9 protein-coding genes and 1 other annotated feature (1 of these 10 running past the window's edge) are annotated in these 12449 nt (G+C 47.6%); of the genes, 7 read left to right on the top strand and 2 right to left on the bottom strand.

Annotated elements, in window-relative coordinates:
- Positions 1-140: 140 nt before the first annotated feature.
- Complete coding sequence (spoVB, locus tag ACXAJH_RS05875; RefSeq protein ID WP_474993298.1) at positions 141-1697, bottom strand: stage V sporulation protein B; 1557 nt, start codon at positions 1695-1697, stop codon at positions 141-143.
- A gap of 113 nt (positions 1698-1810) precedes the next feature.
- Between spoVB and ACXAJH_RS05870 the strand changes: the two genes are divergently transcribed.
- The 7 genes from ACXAJH_RS05870 to dtd all read left to right on the top strand — a co-directional run bounded on the left by ACXAJH_RS05870 (position 1811) and on the right by dtd (position 10666).
- Positions 1811-2104 carry a post-transcriptional regulator gene (locus ACXAJH_RS05870; RefSeq protein ID WP_474969082.1) on the top strand — a complete coding sequence of 98 codons (294 nt, stop codon included), beginning with the start codon at positions 1811-1813 and terminating at the stop codon, positions 2102-2104.
- Between the two features lie 138 nt (positions 2105-2242).
- Positions 2243-4525 carry a protein translocase subunit SecDF gene (secDF, locus tag ACXAJH_RS05865; protein ID WP_474971198.1) on the top strand — a complete coding sequence of 761 codons (2283 nt, stop codon included), beginning with the start codon at positions 2243-2245 and terminating at the stop codon, positions 4523-4525.
- Positions 4526-4650: 125 nt separating this feature from the next.
- Positions 4651-4971, top strand: a complete 321-nt coding sequence (locus tag ACXAJH_RS05860; RefSeq protein ID WP_474969080.1) for a LapA family protein — start codon at positions 4651-4653, stop codon at positions 4969-4971.
- Positions 4972-5027: 56 nt separating this feature from the next.
- The gene (gene recJ, locus ACXAJH_RS05855) at positions 5028-7361 is read left to right on the top strand and encodes a single-stranded-DNA-specific exonuclease RecJ (protein WP_474993296.1); all 2334 of its coding nucleotides are present in this window, start codon (positions 5028-5030) and stop codon (positions 7359-7361) included.
- Positions 7351-7863 (top strand): adenine phosphoribosyltransferase, encoded by a 513-nt coding sequence (locus ACXAJH_RS05850; protein ID WP_027955293.1) that lies wholly within the window; start codon positions 7351-7353, stop codon positions 7861-7863. The genes recJ and ACXAJH_RS05850 overlap by 11 nt, the downstream gene beginning before the upstream one ends.
- A 136-nt stretch (positions 7864-7999) precedes the next feature.
- Complete coding sequence (locus tag ACXAJH_RS05845; protein WP_474969078.1) at positions 8000-10204, top strand: RelA/SpoT family protein; 2205 nt, start codon at positions 8000-8002, stop codon at positions 10202-10204.
- A 15-nt stretch (positions 10205-10219) separates the two neighbouring features.
- Entirely contained in the window at positions 10220-10666 is a 447-nt protein-coding gene (dtd, locus tag ACXAJH_RS05840) for a D-aminoacyl-tRNA deacylase (RefSeq protein WP_474969077.1), read from the top strand.
- 56 nt (positions 10667-10722) lie between these two features.
- Here the strand turns inward: dtd and ACXAJH_RS05835 are convergent, their stop codons facing one another.
- Positions 10723-12237, bottom strand: a complete 1515-nt coding sequence (locus ACXAJH_RS05835) for an SH3 domain-containing protein (RefSeq protein WP_474971201.1) — start codon at positions 12235-12237, stop codon at positions 10723-10725.
- A gap of 161 nt (positions 12238-12398) precedes the next feature.
- Positions 12399-12449 (top strand) — a binding site (T-box leader) (it continues 170 nt past the right edge of the window).

Genomic DNA, 12449 nt, shown 5'->3' with positions numbered 1-12449 from the left:
CTTCTGTTGAACAGAAGATCCTCCTCTTTTCTTTTCAAAATGGTTTAATGCTCCTCTATAGCCGGCAGGGTTACCTGATTACTATTAAGTGAACATGGAACGGGGGCAAGAGTCCATACCGCTCCAGGAGACGCAGGTTCTTATTTTTTTGGCAGGATTTTCTTCCAGGGGATCATTTTCCATTCTTCATTTCGAATCAGCTGGAACACATACGTCAGAAACAGGTAGAGGATGGCAAGCCCGCCGCCCATAATGAGCAGCTGCGAAAGCGGCCGGGTTTCATGGAGCCAGTTGTTTTTCCAAATAAAACCGACGATACCGGTCGTTCCGATGACGATGAAAAATTTAAAGAACAATAGAAAAGGAAAGCGTAGGACGTTGTATTTCACAAGGACTTGAAGATGAAGCAGGGTGACAGTGACCACCCCGACACAGATGGCCGCGGCCGCTCCGTGTATACCAAATTCAGGACGGGAGGTAAGGGCGAGAAGGACGATGAATTTCACAACTGCTCCAATAAGGGTGTTCCACATAGCTGGACGTGCCAGGTCAAGGGCCTGCAGGGTGGCCTGGAGAGGCGTCTGGATATAATGGAGCAGGAAGAAGGGGGCCATGAACTGGAGCATGAAAGAAGCATGGCTTGTCCCATATACTGCGGTTAAAATCACGACAGGGAAAATCATGAACACAATCGTGATCAAACCGCCGGAAGCGATCGACAGACGGATGGACTGCATAATCCTGTAGCGGATGGTTTCCTTATTTCCTTTGGCTGCGGCTTCGCTGATGGAGGGGACGAGTGCTGTAGAAAGGGCATGCGTAAGAAATGTCGGCAGAAAGAGAAGCGGAAGCACATAACCGGTTAATTCTCCATAAAGTTTTGTGGATTCTACAGCTGCAAAACCGGCAAGGGCCAGACTCTGAGCGACAAGGATTGGTTCGAAAAAGTAAGTCAGCGAACCGATAAAACGACTGCCGGTCGTAGGCAGGGCAATGGTCATCAGCTCATTCAATGTCTTCCGCCCTTCGCCAAGGTTCTTTTTCCACGATTTTCGCAGCCGGAAGCTTTTATGAATATTGAACTGCCTGAGCATATACAACAGGGACACCAATTCTCCAAGGACCGCGCTTCCCATCGCACCAGCAGCTGCATACTGCACACCATATGGATAGAGCATCTTCGTAAAAAGAATGACCGATCCGATACGGACGACCTGCTCAATAACTTGGGAAACAGCCTGCGGCTTCATGTTCTGCCTTCCCTGGAAATAGCCCCGGATGACAGAGGAAACAGCAATGATCGGTATGATCGGTGTAACCGCAAGCAGCGGGGAAAGGGCCCGTGCATCCGTTAAGAAATGATCAGCTATGACAGGGGCCAGCATGAAAATACCGATTGTAAAAACGATGCTTAATGTCGTAGTTACAGCGAGGGATACGATCAAAATCCGCTTGATTTTCCCTTCGTTCCCTGTAGCCTCCGCTTCTGATACACGTTTGGAAATCGCTACAGGAAGTCCGAACTGGGTGATGGTAATCGCCATGATTAAGGTTGGAAGGGCCATCATGTAAAGCCCGACGCCTTCCGGACCCATGACCCGCGCCACGACGATGCGGTTCACAAAGCCGAGGAACCGGGTGATTAATCCGGCGGCAACGAGAATCAGAGCCCCGTGGAGAAAAGTTTGTTTAGACATATTTCGATCCGCCTTCTCAAAGAAATGAAATTCCGATACAATGAAGTATATGCTCAATCGTGGACAAGGCATGACTACGGATTCTACGAAATGATGAAGTGAGGAGTATCGATATGGAACCTTATAAGCGTGTCGGATTGTGGAAAAAGGAAGTAGCTCCTGTGACAAAGAGTAAAGCGGAGGAATTCAGACTGCTTGGTTATCCGCGGGCGACAGAGGCGGAAATCTGGAACTGTCTCATGTCCAAAGTGTGGAAAGGGGAGCCGGAAATGAGGCTTCACCAGGTGGTTCAGGATATTTTTCATTTATCCAGTCATACCTACACAAGTTATCTGACGGTTGAAGCTTATCAAAATGATGATCTGCTCGCGTCTATTGAAGCACTCAACCAGACAGAATCGGGATAAAAACACAGCTTTACACGGATGCTGTTGCGAAAAAAGTAAAAAGTAGTAGAATAGGGACGGGAAAGACCGGACCCTGTTTTGTACAACCATACGGGGGCATTCCCCGTGCCGGGATACATAAAGGAGGAGCAGAAGCGAATGGTGAAACGAGGGCGGATTGTCGCCTTTTTCATCGTGGTGCTGTTGTTGGCAGCTACGATTGGGACGACGATTACTGGAGTTACAAAAGATATCAAACTAGGACTGGATCTGCAGGGTGGCTTTGAAATTCTTTATGATGTGGAGCCTCTCAACGAAGACCAGGAAGTGAATGAACAGGTATTGGAAGCCACGGCGGAATCGCTGAGTCAGCGTGTCAACACGCTGGGAATCAGTGAAACCAACATATCCATTGAAGATAACGGACGGATCCGTGTGCAGCTGGCCGGTGTGGAGGACCAGCAGACGGCAAGGGAACTGCTTTCCACGACAGCGGAATTAACATTCAGAAGTACAGATGGAAAGCTGTTTCTTGATGGATCCGATTTAGTGGAAGGAAGTGCCCAGCAGTCCTTCGATCCAAATACAAATGAACCGGTCGTAACTTTGAAGGTGAAAAGCGCCTCTGATTTTTACGATGTTTCAGAGGAAGTTTATAATACAACGGATGATCCATCGACCCCCTATCCGGACGACCTGCTTGTCATCTGGCTGGATTACGATGAAGAAACATCCTTTGCAGAACAGTATGGATCAGCGGATCCTGAGTATATTTCAGCTCCGTCCTTCCGCGAGAATGGACCGATCCGCAGCAATTCCATTCAGATCAGCGGCGACTTCACCGTTGAGTCCGCCCAGCAGCTGGCAGACGTATTGAATGCAGGTTCTCTGCCTGTGAATCTGGAAGAAACGTATTCCAATTCCGTCGGGGCTCAATTCGGGGAACAGGCGATGAACAAAACGATCATCGCAGGAGTGATCGGCGTAGCCGCTATTTTCCTGTTTATGATTGCCTACTACCGATTCCCAGGTGTCATTGCATCGCTGACGCTGTCCGTCTATATTTATTTGATCTTAGTTGTCTTTGAATTGATGAATGGGGTTCTAACCCTGCCGGGAATTGCTGCCTTGATTCTGGGTGTGGGGATGGCCGTCGATGCCAACATCATTACTTATGAACGGATCAAAGAAGAACTGAAATCAGGCAAGTCGCTCATGTCTGCCTACAAAGCAGGGAATAAGCGCTCGTTGTCCACCATCATGGATGCGAACATAACCACTTTAATTGCAGCCTCCGTGCTGTTCATTTTCGGTACAAGTTCGGTGAAAGGCTTCGCTACGATGCTCATTGTCAGTATTTTGGTGAGTTTTGTAACGGCGGTGTATGGAACGCGCCTGTTTATGAGTCTATGGGTGAAGAGCCGTTTCCTTAATAAACGTCCGCGCTGGTTCGGGGTCAAACCGGAGCAGATTCAAAATATCGAAGATGGTGGAGAAGTGGATGCCACTTTCATGAAGCGTTCCTTTAACTTTGTCGGCAAACGGAAGTTGTTCTTCACGATTTCCATTGTCCTGATCGCAGCCGGTGTTCTTGCGCTGTCTGTATTCCGACTCAATCTCGGAATTGATTTCTCCAATGGTTCCCGTGTCTCCATTTTATCGGACGGGGATATAACCGCTTCTCAAGTGGAGGAGACAATGGAAAGTGAATTTGATGTTTCTCCTGAACAGGTGGTCATTTCAGGGGATAACAATGAAATTGCTGTTGCGAGGTTTGATTCTGAACTGAGCAAGGATAAAGTAGCTGACATCCAGTCGTACTATGAAGAGGAGTTCGGCAGTACACCGAATATCAGTACAGTGTCTCCGATTGTGGCCAAGGAACTGGCGAAAAACGCAGCGCTTGCTGTTCTTTATGCTTCGATTGGAATTATCATCTATGTAACGATTCGTTTTGAAATATTCTTTGCGATTACCGCCATTATCGCCCTGCTGCATGATGCGTTCTTCATTCTCGCCTTCTTCAGCATTACAAGGCTGGAATTCGATATCACGATCATCGCAGCCATTCTCACCATTGTCGGTTATTCTGTCAACGATACCATCGTTACGTTTGACCGGATCCGGGAGAACTTGAAACTGAAGAAGAAAGTCAAGTCCTTTACGGAGCTGGCTAAGATTGTGAATGACAGCTTAATGCAGACCTTGGCTAGAAGTTTCAATACGGTGATTACGGTCATCTTTGCAGCGGTTATGCTGCTCGTCTTCGGTGCCTCATCGATTACGAATTTCTCTTTCGCCCTTGTCATCGGACTGCTGGCAGGAACCTATTCGTCCCTGTTTATTGCGTCCCAGCTATGGCTCGTCTGGCGCGGCAGAAATATCAAAGATAAGCCGATCAACTATGTGAAGAAAAAGCGTAATGACGGACCTCAGGTGTAACCGTTCCTTCGGGTAATGGAATGTGGTCCGGATCAAGCGGTCTTTCCTGTTGGAAAGACCGCTTTTTGTTTGTTTGGAGAACGGGTATATTTTAGTAATAGGATATGAAAAAGGAGAGATGCTCTATGAAAGGTCAAACGTATATTATTTCAGCTCTTATTTTTGCTGTTGTGATTGCTGTGTTCGCGGTTATCAACGTCGAGTCTGTGCAGGTCAATTATCTATTCGGAACCGGGGAGGCTCCCTTAATTCTTGTGATTCTCGTTTCCGTGCTGCTTGGAGGTCTTGCTACAGCCTCTGTAGGGGCGGTCCGCTACTTCAGATTAAGAAAAGAGAAACGTTCCTTACTGGAAAAACTGCAGGCATTCGAGAAGGAAAGCGGAGAGAAAACAGAGCCCGCCTCTGAAGCCGGTGAAGAGAATGACTCCAGGGAAAACATCACATAATTGCATTTGCTACCCCTGACCCGCTCTTGTATAATAGATGGGTCAGGGGTGAACTTATGATAGAAAGTAAGATGAAATGGAAAATTACATATAACGATCCGGTCCAGGGAGATAGAAGCAGCCGCCCGGGCGGGCTGACGCCGCTTACGAAACAACTGCTGGAAAAGCGGGGGATTTTTGAGCCGGAAGCGGAACAGCGTTTCCTGCACCCGTCTTTTGAACAACTCCATGATCCATTTCTGATGGAAGGGATGGAAAAGGCTGTTGCACGCGTGAAAGAGGCTGCCTCAGCCGGGGAGCCTGTTCTTGTGTTCGGCGATTATGATGCAGACGGGGTCAGTTCCACTACGCTTATGATTGAGGCGCTGAGAGAGGCTGGCGTGGAATGCGACTTTTATATTCCCAACCGCTTCACAGAAGGTTATGGTCCGAACAAGGACGCCTTCCAATTTGCCTTCGATTCCGGGTACGGCGTCATTATAACTGTCGATACAGGAATTGCTGCTGTCGAAGAGGCGGCGTTTGCTAAAGAACTGGGGCTGGATTTAATTATTACCGATCACCACGAAGTGCAGGAAACCCTGCCGGATGCGTTTGCCATCGTCCATCCGAAAACCTCGGCGGATTACCCGTTTCAGGAATTGGCAGGCGTCGGCGTTGCTTTTAAATTCGCTCACGCTCTTTTAGGAGAATGTCCGAAGCATTTTCTTGATCTTGTGGTCATTGGCACCATTGCGGACCTTGTCCCTCTTGTTGATGAGAACCGTGTCCTTTCCTACTTTGGTCTAAAAGCGATCTCCCAGTCCAAAAGGCCGGGAATTCAGGCTCTCCGTAATGTCTGCTCGATTGAAGGGGAGATGGATGAGGAAACGATCGGTTTCACCATCGGCCCGAGAATCAACGCTGTCGGCCGTCTCCAGGACGCTGCTCCGGCGGTTGACCTTCTGTTGTCCGAAAGTTTGGAAGAGGCTCAGGAAACAGCCGGTTTTATTAACCAGTTGAATCAGGAGCGTCAAAAAATCGTCGCAGCCATTGCCAAAGAGGCAGAAGAGATGGTTGTGAATGAACAAGGCGTGGTTGATGAAGTCATCGTTGTAGCCAAGGAAGGCTGGAACCCGGGTGTGCTCGGTATTGTAGCTTCCAAGCTTGTCCGTCAGTTTGACAGGCCCGCCATCGTTCTTGGCATTGATTCCGAAAAAGGGGTAGCCAAAGGTTCGGCCCGTAGTATCGATGCCTTTGATATGTTTACCAATTGTATGGAAGTCCGTCACCGGTTCCTTCATTTCGGTGGACATGCCCAGGCAGCGGGAATGACCGTAGAACTGGATCAGCTGGATGCTTTGAGAGACGACTTGATCGGTATTGCAAGGAAAAAGCTGTCTGCAGACGATTACCATCAGGTGCTTGACATAGAAACCACAGTAGCCGTGGACGATGTCTCTCTGAAGCAGATTGAGGAAATTGATCAGCTCCGGCCGTTCGGTATGGGTAACCCTAAGCCTTTGTTTCATCTCAAGCATACCCCTAAAGAAGTACGGTTGATAGGAAGTAAGAAAAACCATCTGAAATTTCAATTCCAAGGTGAGCAGGTAAAAGTGGACGGCATTGCTTTTGGCCTTGGAGATTTGTATACACAGCTGTCACCGCATGCTGTTATTGATTTTGTCGGGGAGCTGGGTGTCAATGAGTGGAATGGACGGAAAAACCTTCAGGTCATGATCAGGGATATCAGCGTGTCAGAGTGGCAGCTTTTTGATCACCGCGGGTCCAGGCATCTTGAAAAAAATATAGCTGTCCCTCCCAGGGAAAAGTATGGGGCTGTTAGTTTTCAAGATAAAGAGACAGCTCCGTTCGACCTCCCCGTTCTGAAACCGGAACAGGTCATCGATGAATCTTCGTGGGACGGCCTTCTGATTCTTGATCTGCCGCGGGAAATGAAAGAACTGACATCCATGCTGGAGGCCGTCCAAGTGAAAAAGGTGTATGCCTGTTATCACCTGGAAGAGAGTACCTTCCTAAAAACATGGCCGTCACGGGACCACTTCAAATGGTTTTATGGTATGCTGTTGAAGCGCGGCCGTTTTGACATGAAAAAAGAAGCGGATCTTCTGGCCGGAAGAAAAGGCTGGGACCGATCCATGGTGGAATTTATTTCAGAGGTGTTTTTTGAACTTCAGTTTGTTAAAATAAAAGATGGGATTTTAACGGTTGAATCCGAACCATCTCAAAAAGATTTACGCGAATCTTCGCTTTATATCGAACGCGAAGAACAGTTGAAAATGGAACAAACGCTATATTATTCCACATATAAAGAATTGAAGGAATGGTTCGACCGCTATCTGAACCAACGTTCGAAGCAAGTCAAGGAGGAAGTAGTTAATGGATTATAAAGAACATATTGCAATCGTACAGGACTGGCCGAAAGAAGGCGTCCAGTTTAAGGACATCACCCCATTGATGGATAACGGTCCTGCCTTCAAGTCCGCTGTTGATGAAATTGTAGAGTACGCGAAACAGCTGGAAATTGATATTGTCGTAGGTCCGGAAGCGCGTGGCTTCATCGTAGGATGCCCGGTTTCCTATGCTCTTGAAATCGGCTTTGCGCCGGTACGTAAGGAAGGGAAACTCCCTCGTGAAACCATCAAAGTGGATTACGGTCTGGAATATGGCAAAGATGTCCTGACTATTCACAAGGATGCCATCAAGCCTGGTCAGCGTGTTTTGATTGTTGATGACCTGCTTGCTACCGGTGGAACGATTGAAGCGACCATCGACCTTGTTGAGCAGCTGGGTGGAGAAGTAGCCGGATGCGCGTTCTTAATTGAACTTACGTATTTGAATGGCCGTGAAAAATTGAAAAACAATGACGTATTGACATTGATGCAATATTAATAGAAAAGAGTGCCCTTTCTTTAGGGCGCTCTTTGTTTTACAAGCGCTTGAAGTGTATGACTTTACAAAGAGGGTGCTTTTTTTGATAATGATGACAAATAACTTTAGAAAGTCTTAAAGGAATCAGGGTGATTGAATGGCGAAAGATACAGTTCTAACTGCTGAAGAGGTCATAGAACAGGCGAGTCAGTATTTAAACGAGTCGGACCTGGCTTTTATCCGCCGTGCCTATGCGTTTGCAGAAGAAGCGCACAGCAGTCAATTCCGCAAATCCGGTGAACCTTATATTATCCACCCCATTCAGGTTGCAGGGATACTGGTCAATCTGGAAATGGATCCCGAAACGGTTGCAGGGGGATTCCTTCACGATGTCGTGGAGGATACGGATATTACACTGGAGCAGATTGAAGAAGCTTTCAATGAAGAGGTTTCCATGCTTGTCGATGGCGTTACCAAATTAGGTAAAATCAAATACAAGTCCAAAGAAGCTCAGCAGGCGGAAAACCATAGGAAAATGTTTGTAGCTATGGCGAAGGATATGCGTGTCATCCTTATTAAGCTGGCTGACCGCCTGCATAATATGAGAACACTGAAGCACCTTCCAGCTGAAAAACAGCGGAGAATATCCAATGAAACGCTGGAGATTTTCGCTCCGCTTGCCCACCGCCTTGGGATTTCGACGATTAAGTGGGAGCTGGAAGATACAGCGCTCCGGTATTTAAATCCGCAGCAGTATTACCGGATTGTTCACTTGATGAAGCAGAAGCGGAACGAAAGGGAGCATTACATCGAAGAAGTGATCGATGAAATCCGTGGACAGCTCGACGATGTGAACATTGGTGCTGATTTAAACGGAAGGCCGAAACATCTGTACAGCATCTACCGGAAGATGGTGCTTCAGAACAAGCAGTTCAATGAAATCTATGACTTGTTAGCCGTTAGAATTACCGTGAACAGCATAAAGGACTGTTACGCAGTTCTTGGAATCATCCATACCTGTTGGAAACCGATGCCCGGCCGTTTCAAGGATTACATTGCTATGCCGAAGCCAAACCTCTACCAGTCCCTTCATACAACGGTGATCGGCCCGAAAGGTGACCCGCTGGAAGTTCAGATCCGCACCCATGAAATGCATGAAATTGCCGAGTACGGAATTGCCGCTCACTGGGCTTATAAGGAAGGCAGGCAGACGGTATCCGGACAATCGTTTGAAGAGAAATTGACATGGTTCCGTGAGATTCTGGAGTGGCAGAGTGAAACCCATGATGCCGAAGAGTTTATGGAATCGTTGAAAGTCGACCTCTTTTCCGACATGGTCTATGTCTTCACGCCGAAGGGCGACGTCATAGAACTTCCTTCCGGCTCTGTCCCCGTAGACTTTGCTTTCCGTATTCACACAGAAGTGGGGAATCAGACGATCGGCGCCAAGGTCAACGGAAAAATGGAGCCGCTGGACTATGAACTGAAAACCGGCGACATTGTGGAAATTATGACGTCCAAGCATGCGTACGGCCCTTCGAAAGACTGGATTAAGCTGGCCCAGACATCTCAGGCCAAAAACAAAATCAAGCAGTTCTTCAAAAAGCAGCAGAAGGACGAAAACACGTCCAAAGGGAAAGAGCTTGTGGAGCGCGAAATCCGGAACTTCGGTCTTCAACCGAAAGATGTGTATACGCAGGACAACTTGAACCGAGTGTCTGAGAAGTTCAATTTTGCCAATGAAGAAGATATGTTTGCTGCTGTCGGGTACCAGGGCATAACTGCCGCTCAGATTGCGACCAGACTTACGGAGAAGATAAGGAAGCAGAAGCAGAAGGAGCAGGATCTTGAACAGACCCTGGCTGATGTAAGCACAACGGAAATCAAGAAGCCTTCCAGAAAAGGGAAGAAGGATTCCGGTGTCCGAGTGGAAGGTGTCGACAACCTGTTAGTGCGGCTTTCCAAGTGCTGCAACCCGGTACCTGGTGACGATATCATCGGCTATATTACCAAAGGGCGTGGAGTGTCGGTTCACCGTACCGACTGTCCGAACGTGCATGCAGAGGAAGCACAGACACGTCTTCTACCGGTGAAATGGGAGACATCGGTCACCGATTCCAAACAGTATCATGTCGATTTGGAAATCTGGGGCTACGACCGGAGAGGCCTGTTGAACGAAGTGCTCCAGGCGGTCAATGAAACGAAAACCAATATTACTGCTGTTTCGGGTAAATCAGACCGGAATAAAATGGCGACCATCCACATTACGATTTTAATTCAGAACACGAATCATCTAAGGAAGATCGTAGAACGGATCAAACAAATACAGGAAGTATACACGGTACGCCGTGTTATGCAGTAAAAAGGGGAATAGAAGATGAAAGCCGTTGTCCAGCGTGCGGTTGATGCTTCTGTTACTGTTGAAAATGAAACGGTTGGAAGGATCGAGCGTGGTCTCGTAATCCTGCTTGGGGTTACACATGAAGATACAGAGGAAGACGCCCGGTATTTAGCAGATAAGATTCCTCATTTGAGGATCTTTGAAGATGAGAACGGGAAAATGAATCATTCTCTTAAGGACGTCGAGGGGCAGATGCTGTCCATCTCCCAGTTCACGTTGTATGGGGATACGCGTAAAGGCCGCCGGCCGAACTTTATGGGGGCTGCCCGGCCCGATGCAGCCGCTCAGCTCTATGAGTCCTTTAATAAGATGGTGATGGATCAGGGTGTGCAGGTGGAAACCGGTTCTTTCGGAGCGATGATGAATGTGCAGTTAACGAATGAAGGACCTGTCACTCTTATTCTGGATAGTAAAGAACGATAAAAAAACAGCTGCGGGAATCGTTCCCGCAGCTGTTTTTGTTTTGTTATAAGTCCGGCTTATTTAAAATATTGAATAAGTCCCTGGACAACCCCCTGGCTGACTTTCTGCTGGTAGGAGGATGTACGTACGGTCTGCTCTTCACGGGCATCTGAAATGAAGCCAAGCTCCAATAGTGCAGATGGTTTCTGGTTCTCGCGGATCACATGGAAGTTGCCGTATTTAATTCCGCGGTCTCTCAATCCCGTTTTTTGGACCATGCCTGCCTGAAGTGCTGAGGCAAGTTTTTTGTCTTTGGAATGATAATAGTACGTATTCAATCCGGTTGCTGAAATATACAAAGGAGCACTATTGTAGTGAAGACTGATGAATGCGTCGGCACTGGAAGCGTTGGAATAGTAAGTTCTCGCTGATAGAGCGACATATTCATTACTGCTTCTTGTCATCAGGACGTCCGCGCCGGCCTGCTCCAGTTGCTTCTTCAAAATAAGAGCGGTACTCAATGTCAAATCACTTTCGTAACTCCCGGCTCTTCCTACGGCGCCGGAATCACGCCCGCCGTGACCGGGGTCAAGCATGATCGTTTTTCCTTTCAAAGATCCTGAAGAATAATTGGTGTGCTGGGCACCTTTTGTTGTTTCTGTAACAATCCATCCGGCAACATAGGCTGTACTGCCGTTGAATTTGATCTTATACCAGCGTCCTTCTTCTGCTATGACATCAAATTGATCGCCCTTATGAGCCTGTCCTACAACTTTATATCCTGTCGATGGACCACTGCGGATATTGGTGTAGTTGTAGTCCAGAGTGACGGCTGCATCCGCGGCTGTCGTCCCTGAGGAGCTGTTTCCGCTCACAGGATCGACGAGCCAGCCGGCCACCCAGCCTGTCCGGCCGTTCCCCCACTTGATCTGGTACCAGCGATCCTTTTCGTTTATGTATTCATAAACCTCGCCTTTTTTAATCTGCGTCAGGATGGTCCCTTTTGTTGAATTTTGACTGCGGACATTCAGGACCGGTGTGTCCACTTCAATTTTTCCAATAACTGATTGACTGCCGGAACTTTCATTGGATGATGAGTTCCCGGATGAAGACGTGGATGATTTTTTCTGGGCAAGATAATCCCCATGCACCCAGCCTTTGATGCTGCCGTGCTGGATATACACCCATTTACCGCTGGATTTCTGCGGAGTTACGACATCATTCTTCATCAAGTACCCTTTGATTTTTCCGTCCAGTCCCGCCGAAGAGCGGATCCTTAAGTAATCATACTTGGAATAGTACGTACCGGAAGCCTGTGAGGTTTCCTTCTTTACAGTGGTGAGCCATTCAGCCACCCACCCGGTTTTTCCATTCCAGTTGATTTTCAGCCAGTTGTTCTGCTGCTTGACGATGGTGTACGTTTCGTTGGCATGCACCTGGCCGATCCGGTTGTAGCTTGTGTCAGGACCTGTTCTTACGTTCAGGTAATCCACCTGAATGACGGCTTGATCCGCATGCACCGTCCTGCTTTCAGCTTCCAGCATGCTGAAAGCTGCTAATAAAAAGACAATAAGAAAAAGTCCTTTTTTCAATATTTTCCCACCTCCTGTTTCTATAAGCTCCTTTCACTATTCGACAAAAGGCTCTTCTATCCTTCAAAGTTTGTGAATTTTTTTCATACTTTTATCGAAGCATCAACTTGACATAAGTGGAAAGGAGAATATATGATAGAAATCAATTCTAACATGAAACGAAAAAACCGTTGAGGGAAAAAGTAATCAGCACCCATGCGGACAGAGAGGGA

This window comes from Halobacillus sp. ABD4_316, from assembly GCF_056161385.1.
Note: the sequence above shows the minus strand (reverse complement) of the source record. Positions and strands in the feature narration are given on the sequence as shown.